11 protein-coding genes and 1 tRNA gene are annotated in these 15,569 nt (G+C 67.9%); 6 read left to right on the top strand and 6 right to left on the bottom strand.

What is annotated here, in order from left to right:
* Both H7U20_RS29940 and H7U20_RS29935 read right to left on the bottom strand, forming a co-directional pair.
* Positions 1 to 2,504, bottom strand: a 2,504-nt coding sequence (locus H7U20_RS29940) for a hybrid sensor histidine kinase/response regulator (RefSeq protein WP_370593301.1), incomplete at its 3' end; no start/stop codon positions are given.
* A 3-nt stretch (positions 2,505 to 2,507) separates the two neighbouring features.
* Positions 2,508 to 3,143 carry a YfiR family protein gene (locus H7U20_RS29935; RefSeq protein ID WP_199762781.1) on the bottom strand — a complete coding sequence of 212 codons (636 nt, stop codon included), beginning with the start codon at positions 3,141 to 3,143 and terminating at the stop codon, positions 2,508 to 2,510.
* 276 nt (positions 3,144 to 3,419) lie between these two features.
* On the opposite strand from H7U20_RS29935, the gene H7U20_RS29930 reads away from it, so the two are divergent.
* On the top strand, positions 3,420 to 4,634 hold the full coding sequence (locus H7U20_RS29930) for a glycosyltransferase (protein WP_233411194.1): 1,215 nt from the start codon (positions 3,420 to 3,422) through the stop codon (positions 4,632 to 4,634).
* A 12-nt stretch (positions 4,635 to 4,646) separates the two neighbouring features.
* Here H7U20_RS29930 and H7U20_RS29925 read toward each other — a convergent pair whose 3' ends face one another.
* The 4 genes from H7U20_RS29925 to H7U20_RS29910 all read right to left on the bottom strand — a co-directional run bounded on the left by H7U20_RS29925 (position 4,647) and on the right by H7U20_RS29910 (position 9,583).
* Positions 4,647 to 5,612 carry a PEP-CTERM sorting domain-containing protein gene (locus H7U20_RS29925; RefSeq protein ID WP_233411193.1) on the bottom strand — a complete coding sequence of 322 codons (966 nt, stop codon included), beginning with the start codon at positions 5,610 to 5,612 and terminating at the stop codon, positions 4,647 to 4,649.
* A 310-nt stretch (positions 5,613 to 5,922) separates the two neighbouring features.
* Positions 5,923 to 7,077 carry a nitroreductase family protein gene (locus H7U20_RS29920; protein ID WP_233411192.1) on the bottom strand — a complete coding sequence of 385 codons (1,155 nt, stop codon included), beginning with the start codon at positions 7,075 to 7,077 and terminating at the stop codon, positions 5,923 to 5,925.
* Between the two features lie 245 nt (positions 7,078 to 7,322).
* Entirely contained in the window at positions 7,323 to 7,523 is a 201-nt protein-coding gene (locus H7U20_RS29915; RefSeq protein WP_199762780.1) for a YbdD/YjiX family protein, read from the bottom strand.
* Positions 7,523 to 9,583, bottom strand: a complete 2,061-nt coding sequence (locus H7U20_RS29910) for a carbon starvation CstA family protein (RefSeq protein WP_199762779.1) — start codon at positions 9,581 to 9,583, stop codon at positions 7,523 to 7,525. Before H7U20_RS29910 ends, H7U20_RS29915 begins: the two co-directional genes overlap by 1 nt.
* Before the next feature lie 247 nt (positions 9,584 to 9,830).
* Here H7U20_RS29910 and H7U20_RS29905 point away from each other — a divergent pair, with 247 nt between their 5' ends.
* The 5 genes from H7U20_RS29905 (at position 9,831) to H7U20_RS29885 (ending at position 15,498) form a co-directional block, all read left to right on the top strand.
* A complete protein-coding gene (locus H7U20_RS29905) occupies positions 9,831 to 11,198 on the top strand; it encodes a cache domain-containing protein (RefSeq protein ID WP_199762778.1) in 1,368 nt (455 codons plus the stop codon).
* Complete coding sequence (locus H7U20_RS29900) at positions 11,195 to 11,830, top strand: response regulator (protein WP_199762777.1); 636 nt, start codon at positions 11,195 to 11,197, stop codon at positions 11,828 to 11,830. Before H7U20_RS29905 ends, H7U20_RS29900 begins: the two co-directional genes overlap by 4 nt.
* Positions 11,831 to 12,124: 294 nt before the next feature.
* Complete coding sequence (locus H7U20_RS29895; protein ID WP_370593300.1) at positions 12,125 to 13,240, top strand: EAL and HDOD domain-containing protein; 1,116 nt, start codon at positions 12,125 to 12,127, stop codon at positions 13,238 to 13,240.
* A 1-nt stretch (position 13,241) separates the two neighbouring features.
* Positions 13,242 to 15,305 carry a putative bifunctional diguanylate cyclase/phosphodiesterase gene (locus tag H7U20_RS29890; RefSeq protein WP_199762775.1) on the top strand — a complete coding sequence of 688 codons (2,064 nt, stop codon included), beginning with the start codon at positions 13,242 to 13,244 and terminating at the stop codon, positions 15,303 to 15,305.
* A 103-nt stretch (positions 15,306 to 15,408) separates the two neighbouring features.
* Positions 15,409 to 15,498: transfer RNA gene (locus H7U20_RS29885), tRNA-Ser, on the top strand.
* Positions 15,499 to 15,569 lie beyond the last annotated feature (71 nt).

The following is a 15,569-nucleotide window of genomic DNA, read 5'->3' as shown; positions in this document are numbered from 1 at the left end:
GCGGCCGTGCTCGCGGCGGCCGCCGTGGCCTGCGCCGCCACCACCACGGCGCTGGCCGTCACCGGCGGCGTCGGCGCGTCGTCGTGGTGCAGCGTGGCGGCGCGCGGCAGGGTGATCCAGCGCGCGATGGTCTGGCCCAGCGCCTGCTGGGTGAAGGGCTTGCTCAGGTAGTCGTCCATGCCGGCGGCCAGGCAGGACTCGCGGTCGCCCTGCAGCGCGTTGGCGGTGATGGCGATGATCGGCAGCACGCGGGCGCGGCCGCTCTGCTGCTCGTAGCGGCGGATCTCGGCGGTGGCGGCGAAGCCGTCCATGACCGGCATCTGGCAGTCCATCAGCACCAGGTCGAAGTCGTCGGCGCAGACCGAGTGCAGCGCCTCGGCGCCGTTGCAGGCGCGGCTGACCTCCAGCCCCAGGCCCTCGAGCATGGCGCTGGCCACCTCGACGTTGACCGGGTTGTCCTCGGCCAGCAGCACCTTGCGCCGCTTGCGCGCGCGCACCGGCCGCGCCAGGTGCGGCGGGGCGTTGCGGGCGCCCTCGCTGGCGCGCAGCGGTGTGACGATGCAGTCGTACAGGTCGCACTCGCGCGGCGGTTTGATCAGCTGGAAGGCGACGCCGGCCTCGCGCCGCTGCACCGTGTCGGCGGCGCCCCGTTCGCTGCTCAGCAGCAGCAGGCGCACCGCCGCGATGGCGGCGTCGGCCTTGATCGAGGCGGCCAGCGCCAGGCCGCTGGTGCGCGCCAGGTCCATGTCGAGCAGGGCGACGTCGTAGGGCTGGCCGGCGGCGGCGGCGGCCTGTAGCTGCGCCAGGGCGTCGTTGCCGCCGGCGCAATGGGCGGTGATCTGCCAACGCGCCAGTTGCCGCTCCAGCAGGACGCGGCTGTCCGGATGTTCATCGACGATCAAAGCGCGTAGCCCCTGGGTAGTCTTGCAATTGAACGAGGAATCGTCGGCGTCGATGCGACGCTTATCGAAATTTACGACAAACCAAAAGACCGATCCTTGCGGTAGAGCATTGTCGACGCCGATTTTCCCTCCCATCAACTCGACCAGTTGTTTGGAGATCGCCAGGCCCAGGCCGGTGCCGCCGTGCTTGCGGGTGGTCGAGCCGTCGGCCTGGGAGAAGGAGTCGAAGATGCGCGCCCGCGCCTCGCTGGAGACGCCGATGCCGGTGTCGTGCACCTCGAAGCGCAGGCCGACGGCCTGGGCGTCCTCCTCGACCACGCCGACCTTGACCACGATGCGGCCGCGGTCGGTGAACTTGATGGCGTTGCCGAGCAGGTTGACGATGATCTGGCGCAGCCGGTTGGGATCGCCGCAAATGGCCACCGGGATGTCGTTGGCGATGGCGAATTCGAGTTCGATGCCCTTGGCCTGGGCCTGCGCCAGGAAAACGTTGTCGACGTCGTCGAGCAGTTCGCGGAAGTTGAAGTGGATGTACTCGACGGTCAGCTTGCCGGCCTCGATCTTGGAGAAGTCGAGGATGTCGTTGATGATCACCAGCAAATGCTCGCCGGAGCGCTTGACCATGCCGGTGTAGTGGCGCTGCTGCTCGCTCAGCGGGGTGGCCAGCAGCAGCTCGGTCATGCCCAGCACGCCGTTCATCGGCGTGCGGATCTCGTGGCTCATGGTGGCCAGGAAGGCGCTCTTCGCCTGGCTGGCCGCCTCGGCGGCGTTCTTGGCCTTCTCCAGCTGCTCGGTGCGCACGCCGACCTGGCGTTCGAGCTGGTCGCGGTACTGCGCCAGCTTGAGGTCGCGGCCCTCGATCTGCGCCAGCATGTCGTTGAAGCTGTCGATCAGCGAGCCGAGCTCGTCGCTGCGCTGGTGGGCCACCCGCAGCGTGTAGCTCTGGCTGCTCGAGACCAGCTGGGCGGCGCCGATCAGCTTGCTGATCGGCTCGGCGATGCTGCCCTTGAAACGGGCCGCCATCAGCAGCGCGATGACGAAGGAGACCGCCGTCGCCGCGCCGGCCGCGCCGAGGTTGCGCAGCACCGCCAGCCACATCTGGGTCTGCTCGCCCTCGATCATCACCGCGCCGATCAGCTCGCCGTTGTTGCGGATGGCCCGGTACAGGCGCATGCCGGGGGCCCACGGCGCGCCGCTGCGCTCGGCCAGCTCGGCGCCGCCCAGGTCGGCCAGGCGCAGCGCGCTGAGCTCGGCCGGGGGGGCGGCCTCGGCGTCGGCCTCGGTGTTGCGGCCGGGCGCCGCGTAGCGGGCGAACAGGCGGCCGTCGCGGTCGAACAGCGCGGCCTGGGCGATGTCGTCCTTGACGCTGAGGGCGGCCAGCGTCTGCTCGGCCTGTTTGCGGTCGGCGAACAGCAGGGCCGTCACGCTGTTGATGCCGATCACCCCGGCCAGCGAGGAGAGCTGCTTGCGCTCGTCGCCCGTGTGGCTGAGCACGGTGGTGGCGGCGAAGGCGAAGAAGACCAGCAGCAGCGCGCTGCCGGTCGACAGCACCGAGATGATGGTCAACTTCTTGCTCAGGCCGGAGCGGGCGAAGTCGAACACGGCCTACCTCCCGACCACGTTGCGGGCCAGCTTCAGCACCTGCGAGCTGAGCCGCAGACCGGCCTGGCGCGCCACGCCGGCGTTGACGCTGAACTCCAGTTTGCCGTCCGGCGCGGCGGCCGGCAGCAGGCCGATGATGCCGCCGATGTCGGCGAAGTCGGCGATGTCGCTGACCGTCAGCGCGGCGCTGGCGTGGGCCGCCGGCAGGATCTCGGCCAGGTGCCTCTGCTCCGAGCGGGCGACGAACAGGATCTGGCAGCCGAGCGGCTCGCCCAGATAGGACATGTGGCGCACGCGCAGCTCGCGCCCCTGCATCGGCCGGTTCTCGATGGCCGCCAGGGCCAGCGTCAGGGCCTCGGTGTCGCCCATCATGCACAGCGTGATCGGCCGGCCGGGCGGGCCGAGCGCGGCCGGCGGCCACTCGGTGAACTTGCCGAGATTGTAGATGTAGGCCATGGTCTGCGCCGGATCGGCGGCCGGCTGGGCCAGCGTGGGCGCCGCCAAGGCCGAGGCCAGGGCCAGCGCCAGCAGCGCGGCCGGCCGGCATGGCGCCGACTCCGCCCGGCGCGCGGGCGCGGCCGCCGCGCCCGCGTGGGGAGCGAGCGACGCGACGGGGCGATGGCGTGGCGCACTGTTCATTGTCGAGGCCGGCGGTTGGTGTCGTGCGCTTGTGGCAGCGACGCAGGTAGGATTGCGGAGGATGGTGTCACGAAGAAAAATATATGCCCAGGGGTGCTCGCTACATTGATCTACATCTAATCGTCGCCCGCTAAGCGGAACTTTCACCGTCCGCGAACAACGTCCGTGCGCGCCGCGCCGACGCGGACACTTTTGCGCATTCTCAAAGGACGTTCCGGCGCCGGCCGCAAGCTGTGCGAATGCGGCCGGCGCGGCCGCGTCCAATCAAGCCGACATATGATGGAACGCAAGAAGATCCTGTTCGTCGCCGAGGCGGTCACGCTGGCCCACCTCGCCAGGCCGCTGGCGCTGGCCGCCGCGCTGGACCCGGCGCGCTTCGCGGCGCAGCTGGCCTGCGCCGACGGCTACGCGCAGTTCCTGGCGGCCGGCGCGCCGCCACGCTGGCGCCTCCACAGCATTGCCCCCGCGCAGTTTCTCGCCGCCCTGGCGGCCGGCCGCCCGGTCTACGAGGTCGGCACGTTGCGCCGCTACGTCGAGGATGATCTGCATGTATTCAAGCAGGCCCGGCCGGACTTGGTGGTCGGCGACTTCCGCCTGTCGCTGTCGATCAGCGCGCGCCTCGCCGGCCTGCCGTATGTGGCGCTGAGCAACGCCTACTGGAGCCCCTACGTGCGCCAGCGTTATCCCCTGCCGGACATTCCGTTGGCGCGGCTGCGGCCGCTGGCATTGGCCGGCGGCCTGTTTTATCTGGCGCGGCCGCTGGCCTTCGCCATGCACACGCGGCCGCTGAACCGGGTGCGGCGGCAGTACGGCCTGCCGTCGCTGGGCTGGGACCTGCGCCGCGTATATACCGACGCCGACCGGACCTTGTATGCCGACGTGGCGGAAATGTTCCCGCCGCACGACATGCCGCCCAGCCACTCCTATCTGGGACCGCTGGGCTGGTCGCCGCCACTGCCGCCGCCGCCGTGGTGGTCGGCCTTGCCGGCGGATTTGCCACTGGTCTACGTCACGCTGGGCAGTTCCGGCCACCAGCGCCTGTTGCCGATGGTATTGCAGGCGCTGGCGTCGTTGCCGCTGGTCGTGGTCGCCGCGACGGCCGGCAAGGCCGCGCCAGCGCAGCCGCCGGCCAACGCCAGGATCGCCGATTATCTACCCGGCGAACTGGCGGCGCGACGCGCGCGTCTGGTGATTTGCAACGGCGGCAGCCTGACCAGCCAGCAGGCGCTGGCCGCCGGCGTGCCGGTGCTGGGCATCGCCGGCAACCTGGATCAGTTTCTGAACATGCAGGGAATAGTCGCGGCCGGTGCCGGCGCGGTGCTGCGCGCCGACCGGGCTGACGTGGCCGCCGTGCGCGGCGCCAGCGAGCGGCTGCTGGAAGAGGGCGGCGCGCGCGCGGCGGCGGCCGACCTGGCGCAGGTGTTCCAGCGCTACGACGCCGGCGCCAGGTTCGACGCCGTGCTGCGCGAGATGTTGTCGATGCCCGCCTGAGGCCGCGTTGGCTCAGGCAGCGGCGACGGCCCCGGCCCCGGCCCCGAGCCCGACCTTGCGCCGGTGACTCAGCGCCAAGCCAGCCAGGCCCAGGCCGAACAGCGCCACCGTGGACGGCTCCGGCACGGTGGCGGCGAAGCTTTGCGAGGAGTCGACCTTGAAGAAGGGTACGGTGGTCGGCGTCGTGCCGTCCCAGGCCCTGACCGGGTTGAAGAAGGAGGGCAGGATGGTGGTGCCGGTAAAGTTGTCGTTGATGATGGAGCCGCTGACCACATCGAGGTAGTCGGCGTTGACATAGTCGATCATGAAGCTGGTCGAAAACGAGCCGGTGCCGACGCCGGGAATGCTGCTGAAGGTGAAGCTGGCCTCGTTGAAGATCAGGTGACCCGACATGATCAGCGTGCCGTCGCCGTCCGGATCGCCGGCGCCGCCGCAGCCGGCCGACGTGGAGCCGGTGCCATAGCAGCGCACCGTGTTGGCGCCGTTGCCCGGCGTGGCTTTGCTGCTGCCGCCCGGCGTCAGACGGTCGAAGTAGATCACCACGTTTTGTATGCCGGAATGGAACGGATCGACGTCCATCGCCGCATCCTGCGCGCCGGGTAGCGTGAAGTGGATGTTGTTGGCGCTTTGCGCGTCGACCAGTTGCTGGTAGCGGGCGATTTTGCTGATCTCGAAGGTGCTGTTCAGCCCGAGCGGGGTGACGATGCTGCCGAGATTGCTGTTCGACATGGTGCCGACCACCGTCTGCGTGCGCAACTTGGTCACGTAACCCTGCGATCCTGGGGCGACGATGCCGCCGATTTGGATGTCGGTGGCCACGCCGCTGTCGGTGACGTTGGTCCACAGGTCGGCGTAGGTGTCGTAGACGTGGTTGCCGTTGGTCGACACGCCGATCATGGGCGCCGCCAGCGTCGTGGTTGGCGCCGCCAGGACCGCCGCCGCCAGCATGCTGCCTAGTGTGGATATGAAGTGCTTCATGTTTGCTCCCATTCAGGAAAGAAATTTACTGGAAGAATCCCTTGCGACGGGATCTGCTCAATTCTCAGCAATAAGCTTGCCACGCAAGTTTTCTTGAGTAAAAACAAACACTTATGATGGGTTGGCCGACCCCGGTGAGAGCGCACAACGGCCGACTGTAAAAATTGCCGTCAGCGAACTTGCCGTGGCGCAGGGAAATGGCGGGCGGAACACCGCCGGCGGGTGTAAAAATCGCCGTCATGGCGGCATGGCCGGTGTGGCCGTATGCAAGGGGATGGGGCGGTTGCGGCCGTCAGCGCTCGGCGCGCCGTCACGCCTGGCCGTTTGCCGCCGACGCCGTCTCGGCCTGCAGCAACTGGCGCAGCGGGAGGCGCAGCGAGCGCGCCTCGGCCGTGCGGCCGGCGCCGATGCGGCCCATGAAGACGGCGTGCTCCCAATCATGCCGGCCGAACAGGCGCTCGGCGCGCAACGCCAGCGCGGCCGCCCGCGCCTGCAGCGTGGCGTTGGCGGTGAACGGGCGCTGCTCGCGCAGGTAGCGGGCGAAGATCAGCGGCGTCATCTGTGGCTGCAACTGCAGGCCGAGTGCCGTGGCGGTCAGCCAGAAGCGCTGCATGGCGCGGCCGGCGGCGACGTAGTCGTCGATCGACAGCGGCCGTTGCGGCGCCAGCAGCAGGAAATGCGCGGCGCAGGCCAGCGCCGGCAGCAGGTCCATTTGCAGGCGCGGCGCCACCGTGCCGGCCAGCCAGGTGTTGCAGAACTCGACGCGGCGCCAGCTCTGCATGACCCAGCGCATCATGTGGCGGGTCAGCGGATCGACCCCCAGCGCCCGGTCCGGAATGCGGTCCTCGCTGGTGTCCACATTCCATTCGATGACGGCGCGGTGGGTCGGGTAGGCCTCCGGCATGCGCAGGCGCAGGCCGGCGTTACGGTACAACAACGCGGCCAGCGCCAGCCGCTGGCCCGGGCGCTCGTGCCAGACCAGGCGGTAGCCGGCCGGCAGCGTCTGCGCCAGCGTGGTCTTCTCGGTCGGCGTCAGCGGACGGGTGCGCAGCGGGCGGCGCTGCACGCAGCGTTGTACGATGAACTCGGCCAGCGGATCGGCCGACGCCTCGGGCGCGGGCATGAAGGCGACGTCGAAGGTGGGGCGGCTGTCGGGGCTGTCGTGGCGGCGCCGCACGCTCATGCTCAGCTGGTAGGTGCCGGCGGCCAAGGCCATGGTCTCCAGCAAGGCGCCCAGCGACATCTGGCTGGGATGGCCGTCGAGGTCGTAGACGCAGTAGGCGCGCGTGTCGTGGCCGTGCACCACCAAGCGGCGCGCGTCGATGATCTCGAAGCGCCAGGGCTGGCTGTTGTCGCCGCTGGGCGCCCAACGGGCCAACTCAAGGATGTGACGCAGCGTGTCGTCGAGTGGCGGCATGGCCGCACTCGCGTCGATTGCGTGCTGCTGGGGAAGATCTTCTGCCATGCCGTCCTCGGACCCCGTTGAAATGCCGGATCGCACAAGGTTGGAGTTGGCCTGGAGGGAAAAGTTCCGAAATTAAAGTGAGGCCTGCGGCAGCACATGGCGTGGCGGGAAATTGCCGCCCTTTGGCACCGGGGGGGGCTTGCCGAGATGGACTTGTCGAGGGGGCTTGCGTAGAGAAGGACGCAGCGGGGGCGCGCCGGCCATGCGGCGCGCCCCCGTGCGCGGAAGATCGTGGCCGGCGGCCGCTAGCAGCAGCCGCCACGCTTGCCGGCGCCGCCGTAGCGGGCCTCCTGGCGTTCGCGGAAGAACTCCTCGTAGCTCATCATCGGTTCGCCCGGATGGGTGGTTTCGCGATGCGCCAGGTAGGTGTCGTATTCCGGCAGGCCGACCATCAGGCGCATGCTTTGCCCGAGGTAACGGCCGGCTTTGACGATCTCGTCGAACATCAGTGCACCGTCGGCATCGGCACCAGCGGGCTTTCCTGCGTGCTCGGCTTGGCGTTGGCGCGCGCCACCAGCACGGTGCGCACACCGAACACCAACACGCTGAGGACGACGATCATGAAGAAGGCGGCCAGCGAGGCGTCCAGGTAGTCGTTGAAGATCACCTGCTGCATCTGCGCCACCGACTTGGCCGGCGCCAACAGCTTGCCGTCGGCGTAGGCGGCCTGGTACTTGGCGGCGTGGGCCAGGAAGCCGACGCGCGGGTTGGCGTCGAACACCTTCTGCCAGCCGGCCGTCAACGTGCACAGCAGCAGCCAGGCGGTGGGCACCAGGGTGACCCAGGCGTACTGGCCGCGTTTCATCTTGAACAGCACGCAGGTGCCGAGGATCAGCGCGATGGCGGCCAGCATCTGGTTGGCGATGCCGAACAGCGGCCACAGGGTGTTGATGCCGCCCAGCGGGTCGACCACGCCCTGGTACAGGAAATAGCCCCAGGCGGCCACGCACAGGCCGGTGGCCAGCAGGTTGGCGAAGACGTTCTCGGTCTTCTTGAGTTGCGGCACGAAGCTGCCCAGCAAGTCCTGCAGCATGAAGCGGCCGGCGCGGGTGCCGGCGTCGACCGCCGTCAGGATGAACAGGGCCTCGAACAGGATGGCGAAGTGGTACCAGAAGGCCATCATGGTCTTGCCGCCGATCACGCCGGAGAGGATGTTGGCCATGCCCACGGCCAGGGTCGGCGCACCGCCGGCGCGCGAGATGATGCTGGCCTCGCCGACGTCCTTGGCGGTCTGCGTCAGCATGTCCGGGGTCAGGTGGAAGCCCCAGTTGGAGACCACCTGGGCGACCGCCTCGGGGGTGGTGCCGATCAGCGCGGCCGGGCTGTTCATGGCGAAGTAGATGCCCGGCTCGATGGTCGAGGCGGCCACCAGCGCCATGATGGCGACGAAGGATTCCATCAGCATCGCGCCGTAGCCGATGAAGCGGGCGTGCCGCTCGTTCTCGATCATCTTCGGCGTGGTGCCGGAGGCGATCAGGGCATGGAAGCCGGACACGGCGCCGCAGGCGATGGTGATGAACAGGAAGGGGAACATGCTGCCCGACCAGACCGGGCCGCTGCCGTCGATGAACTTGGTCATGGCCGGCATTTTCAGGTAGGGCGCGACCAGCACGATGCCCAGCGCCAGGCCGACGATGGTGCCGATTTTCAGGAAGGTCGACAGGTAGTCGCGCGGCGCCAGCAGCAGCCACACCGGCAACACCGAGGCGACGAAGCCATAACCGATCAGCATCCAGGTCAGCTCGGTGCCGGTGAAGGTGAACATCGGCGCCAGTGCCGGATTCTCCTGCACCAGCTGGCCGCCGAAGATGGCGGCCATCAACAGCACGAAGCCGATGACGGAGATTTCGCCGATCCGGCCGACCCGGATGTAGCGCGAATACACGCCCATGAACAGGGCGATGGGGATGGTGGCCATGACGGTGAAGCTGCCCCACGGCGAGCCGGTCAGCGCCTTGACGACGATCAGCGCCAGCACCGCCAGGATGATGACCATGATCATGAAGGTGCCGAGCAGGGCGATCATGCCGGGGATCTGGCCCAGCTCGGCCTTGATCAGGTCGCCCAGCGAGCGGCCGTCGCGGCGCATCGAGATGAACAGCACGATGAAGTCCTGCACGGCGCCGGCGAAGACCACGCCGGCGAGTATCCACAGCATGCCGGGCAGATAGCCCATCTGCGCGGCCAGCACCGGGCCGACCAGCGGACCGGCGCCGGCGATGGCGGCGAAGTGGTGGCCGAACAGGACGAACTTGTTGGTCGGCACGTGGTCGAGGCCGTCGTTGTACTTGTAGGCCGGGGTCATGCGCTTGGGGTCGAGGCCGAGCACCTTGTCGGCGATGAACTTGCTGTAGAAGCGGTAGGCGATCAGGTAGACGCAGACGGCGGCGATGACGATCCAGATCGCGCTGACCGCTTCGCCGCGCCGCAGGGCGATGACGCCCAGGGCGCCGGCGCCGGCCAGGGCCATGGCGGCCCAGCCGAGCTGGCTGGTGAGTCGTTTCATATTGTTTCCTCCAAAGGTGAACGGATGCTGCACTGTGTCGAGCGGGCAACAGCGCCGCCCTTCGTCGGGGCAAGTCGGACTGTTGCGGGGGGCTTGATGGCATGTCGGCAGCTTATGTCGAGTATTCACGATGGCTATATCTGCCGCAAGCGCAGCACTACGCAGTTTCGCTGCGTACAACTACGTAGTCGGTCATGCCGATACGGGCGTAAAATCGCGCCCACATACTCCTTGCACCGGGTCCCACATGAAGTTGCGGCAAAAAGTCATTTTTCTGGCCATCACACCGCTGATCCTGGCCCTGTTCGCCATCGCCCTGGCGGTGCGCCACCAGGCCGGCACTCTGGCCCAGCAGCAGCGCGACACCATCCAGCAGGCCTATCTGGCCAGCAAGGAGGCCGAGCTGAAGCACTACGTCGCGCTGGCCTCGCACTCGGTGGCGCAGCTCTACGACTCGGGCCGCAAGGACCCGGCCACCCTGGCCGAAGCCAAGCGCATCCTCAGCGCGCTGAGTTACGGCGACGACGGCTACTTTTTCATCTACGACATGCGGGGCAACAACCTGATGCACCCGCGCCAGCCCGAGCTGGTCGGCCAGAACCTGTGGGAGTTGAAGGACCAGGACGGCAACCCGACCATCCAGCGGCTCTTGCAGCGGGCCAGGGCCGGCGGCGGACTGGAGCGCTATTTCTGGGTCAAGCCCTCGACCCACAAGGCGGCGCCCAAGCTGGGCTACGTGATCGCCATGCCTGACTGGGGCTGGATGCTGGGCACCGGCATCTACCTCGACGACGTCGACCAGGCGCTGGCCAAGATCGACGCCCAGCAGTCCGGCAACATCGACAACACCATGCTGTGGATCGCCGCCATCGCCATCGCCAGCGCGCTGGCGGTGGGCAGCTCCGGCCTGGCGCTCAACATCAGCGAGCTGCGCGTGGCCGACGCCAAGCTCAAGGCGCTGGCCCAGCGCGTGGTCGAGTCGCAGGAGGAGGAGCGGGCGCGGCTGTCGCGCGACCTGCACGACGGCATCAGCCAGTGGCTGGTCTCGATCAAGCTGCAGATCGAGGCCGGCATCATCCGCCTGACCGGCGACGCCGGCCAGCGCCAGGCCGCCCAGGCGGTGTTCGAACACACCGCCGAGCAGCTCAACAACGTGCTCGGCGAGGTGCGCCGCATCTCGCACAACCTGCGCCCGGCCATCCTCGACGACCTCGGCCTGGCCGCCGCGCTGGCCCACCTGGCCGAGGAGGTCACCCTGAGCAGCGCCACGCCGGTGCACTTCAGCGCCGAGGGCGCCACCGACAGCCTGCCCGACATGGCCAACACGGTGCTGTTCCGCATCGCCCAGGAGGCGCTGACCAACATCGGCCGCCACGCCGGCGCCGGCCGCATCGACATCAACCTGGCCGGCGACGCCGCCGGCGTCAGCTTGACCGTGCGCGACGACGGCGCCGGCTTCGACGCCGACGGCATCGCCCTGCATCCGCAGCGCGGCATCGGCCTGCGCAACATGATGGAGCGGATGGAGGCGATCGGCGGCCGCTTCGACATCAGCTCGTCCGCCGCCGGCACCACCGTGCTGGCGCGCGCCCACAACCACGGCACACCGACATGACACCCACAATCAAAATCCTCCTGGTCGACGACCACCCCCTGGTGCGCGACGGCCTGCGCGCCCGGCTCGAAGCGGTGCCGCAGTTCCGCGTCGTGGCCGAGGCCGGCGGCGCCGCCGAGGCGCTGGAACAGGCCGCGCTGCACGACATCGACCTGGTGCTGATGGACATCAACATGCGCGGCGGCAACGGCATCGAGGCCACCGCCCGCTTCAAGCAAGCCTTCCCCACGATCGCCGTGCTGATCCTGTCGATGCACGACAAGCTCGAATACGTCTCGCAGGCGATCCAGGCCGGCGCCCGCGGCTACGTGCTGAAGGACGCGCCGGGCAAGGACATCGTCGTGGCGATCGAGACGGTGATGTCGGGCGGCATCTATTACAGCGCCGCGCTGGCGCGCCAGCTGGCCAAGCCGCTCAGCCAGGAAAGCCAGCTCACCTCGCGCGAGCACGAGGTGCTGCGCCACATCGCCAACGGCGAATCGAACAAGCAGATCGCCCGCGCCCTCGACCTGAGCGTGCGCACGGTCGAGACGCACCGCCTCAACATCAAGCGCAAGCTGGGCATCGAAGGCCAGGCCGAATTGATCCGCTTCGCCGTGCAACACGCCCAGTTCGCCCGCGACGGCGGCTGAGCAGTCGAAGCGGGGCTCTAATACCAATATGCAAGCCGGTGCCATTCCTTGCCACAGCGACAATTTCTGCTATATTGCTGCTCCCGCTAGCGGGGATTGTGAATTGTTTAAAAACGAATGTTTCACGCGCGAAAAATTGGTCTTGTATTGGTCGCAACATTAAAAGTCGCACACACTTGGCGTAATAGGTTGCCATCGGTTAATACATGATCTAAGATTGCGCGCACTACCCACACTGAGATACTGATGTCAGCGTCTGATCCGAGCCCGTTTCCGTTAGTGGGATTACAAGCAGTGTCGAACGCCCGCAAGGAGTGGGTGGCGCTGGCTTTCACCTTCCCTTCCGACACCGTCGATGCCCTGCAGGCGTCGCTGACCTTGCTCAACTATCCGGATGTGTTCGCCGCCCTGGCGCCGCTCGACTGCATCATTCCCGTCGCCGAGCCGCTGCGCCTGGAGCTGTCCCACCTGGCGGGGCTGCCGCCGCACCGCCTGATCCTGCGCGTGCCGGCCGGCGCCGTCGACGATCCCGCCGCGCAAAAGAAATGCGCCGCATTGGCCGAGCAGGGCTACCGCATCATGTTCGACGGCGTCGCCGCCCACGCCACCCAGGCCGGCGCCCGCGCCCTGATGTATGACTGCGCCGCAACCCTGCCGCCGGTGCTGGCGCTGGTGGCCCAACCGGGCCCCCACCTGGCGCGCAATGTGGACACAGAACAACGTTTGGACGAATGCGCCGGCGCCGGCTTCGCCTGGTTCATGGGCGACTTCGCCCGCTGCCCGGCGCAGGCCGCCAGCGCCGGCGACGGCACCTCGCGCAAGCGCCTGCTGGCGCTGCTCGGCATGCTGGCGCGCGACGCCGACTCGCGCGAGCTGGAAACCCTGCTCAAGCAAGACCCGGCGCTGTCCTACCAGCTGTTGAAGGTGGTCAACTCGGCCGCTTTCGCGCTCAGCACGCCCATCCACGGCTTCGGCCAGGCCATCAACGTGCTCGGCCGGCGCCAGCTGCAGCGCTGGTTGCAGTTGCTGCTGTACGCCCGCCAGCAGGACGACGCCAACGCCAACCCCCTGCTGCCGCTGGCCGCCGTGCGCGCCGCGCAGATGGAGGCGCTGTGCAAGGCGCAGGGCGGCGACCGCGACGCCCAGGACCTGGCCTTCGTCACTGGCGTGTTCTCGCTGCTCGATGTGCTGCTCGGCATGCCCATGACCGAGATCGTCGCCGCCCTCAGCCTCGACCTGGACGTGATGGCGGCCCTGCTCGAACGCAGCGGCCCGCTGGGCCAGATGCTGTTGCTGGTCGAACACGCCAGCGCCGCCAGCCTGGCTGCCGCCGGCATCGAGCGGGAAAACTACTGGCAGGGCCAGTTGCAGGCCTACCACTGGGCCATCCAGGTGAGCAGGAACCTATAGCATGCTGGCCCATCCCGTCTCCGACTTCCTCAGCAACAGCGCGGCCCTGTGCGACGCGGTCTTGCGTTTGCGTGGCGCGGCGCTGGCGGAGGAACTGGGACGCATCGCCCGCAGCGTGCTCAACAGCCCGGAAGGCCACTACTTGCCGGCCGACCACGAGGCCGTGCGCGGCGCCGCGCCGGCCGACCCCGAAAGCAGCCTGAGCCAGGACGTCCGCTTCGACGAACAATGCTTCGGCCGCTTCGTCGTCAGCGGCCGGCCGCACTACAGCGAGATCGACCGCCAGCACCTGGCCAGCCTGGCCAGCGTCGCCGCCAGCGTGCTGCAGGTGCACTCGCTGGCGCAGCGCTCGACCCACGCCTACGTGCAGGTCGAAGCGCAGCTGCAACACCAGTCGCAGATCCTCGACCAGATCCACGAATCCGTGCTGACCATGGACCTGAGCGGCTTCATCACCAGCTGGAACAAGGGCGCCGAAAAGTTGTTCGGCTACAGCGCCGTGGAAGCCGTCGGCCGCAACATCCTCTTCCTGTACGAGGACGAGGACATGAGCTTCCACGACGCCTTCGTCGAGCAGGGCGGCCGGCTGATGGAAGTGCGGCGCAAAAAGAAGTCCGGCGAGATCTTTTGGGCCAGCCTGTCGCTGTCGCCGCTGTGCGACATGCACGACCGCTCGATCGGCCTGATCGCCTACCTGACCGACATCACCGAACGCAAGCTGGCCGAGGAGCGCATCCACCACCTGGCCTACTACGACGCCCTGACCAACCTGCCCAACCGCACCCTGCTGACCAAGCTGGTCGACCAGGCGCTGACCGTGGCGCAGCGCAGCAAGCTGCACGGTTGCGTGCTGTTCATCGACCTCAACCGCTTCAAGATGATCAACGACACGCTGGGCCGGCAGATCGGCGACGAACTGCTGCGCGACGTCGCCCAGCGCTTCCGCTCCGTGCTGCGCGACCAGGATCTGGTGGCGCGCCTGGGCGGCGACGAATTCGCCGTCGGCCTGTTCGACATCAGCCAGCACTACGAAGCCAGCATGGTCGCGCACAAGCTGCTGGCCGCGCTCAGCGCGCCGTTCCTGATCGGCGGCCATGATTTGCGCGTCGGCGGCAGCATCGGCATCAGCGTCTACCCGCAGGACGGCAGCGACGCCGAAACCCTGCTGCGGCTGGCCGACATCGCCATGTACCGCGCCAAGCAAGGCGGCGGCGACGCCGACGGCGACCATGTCGCCTTCTACAGCCAGGACATGAACCAAGGCATGCAAGAGCGCATGCGCATCGAATCGGGCCTGCGCCACGCCCTGGGCAACGGCCAGTTGTTGCTGCACTACCAGCCCAAGTTCTCCATCGCCAGCGGCAAGATCATCGGCGCCGAAGCGCTGGTGCGCTGGCTGCACCCCGAGCGCGGCCTGGTGCCGCCGATCGAATTCATCCCCCTGGCCGAAGCCACCGGGCTGGTGGTGCAGGTCGGCGAATGGGTGCTGGAAGCCGCCTGCGCCCAGGCGCAGCAATGGAAGCAGGCCGGCCTGCCGCCGATCCGGCTCGCCGTCAACGTCTCCGCGCGCGAATTCACCTCCGCGCTGCCCGGGCGGGTGCAAGAAACGCTGGCCCGCTACGGCTTGGAGCCGAGCTGGCTGGAGCTGGAGATCACCGAGAGCACGCTGATGCACAACATCGACCGCGTGATCGGCATCATGGACCGCATCACCGCGCTCGGCGTGACCCTGTCGCTGGACGACTTCGGCACCGGCTACTCCAGCCTGTCGTATTTGAAACGCTTCCCCATCGACACGCTGAAGATCGACCGCTCCTTCACCACCGGCATCCCCGGCGACGCCAACGACTGCGCCATCGCCAGCACCATCATCAGCATCGCCCAGCAGCTCAAGCACAAGGTCATCGCCGAAGGGGTCGAGACGGTTGAACAGCTGGCCTTCCTGAAGAGTTCCGGCTGCGACGAAGTGCAGGGGTATTTGTTCTCCCGGCCGCTGACCGCCGAAGCGTTCGAACGGGCCTTGCGGGAGAACTGGCAGCCGGGGCAGGGCGACGCAGCCGCTTGAGCCGAAGACGGCCGCCGGGTAGTCGATGTTGCTGTCGAGGGCGGGGAACGCAGGCTTTTGCTGCAATCGCACAATGAATTCTGTATAATGCGCGCACAACTAAGGAAGCGTGGCCGAGTGGTTGAAGGCACCAGTCTTGAAAACTGGCGACGGGTTACACTGTTCGTGAGTTCGAATCTCACCGCTTCCGCCAAGAAAACGACAAAACCGCCCACTGGGCGGTTTTTTTGTTTTCGGACGGAAGCGGTGAGATTCGAAGGGCTG

It is taken from the genome of Rugamonas violacea (assembly GCF_016461825.1).
In the GTDB taxonomy this organism is placed as follows: Bacteria; Pseudomonadota; Gammaproteobacteria; order Burkholderiales; family Burkholderiaceae_D; genus Rugamonas.
The sequence above is the reverse complement of the archived record's forward strand: the minus strand, read 5'-3'. Positions and strand labels throughout refer to the sequence as shown.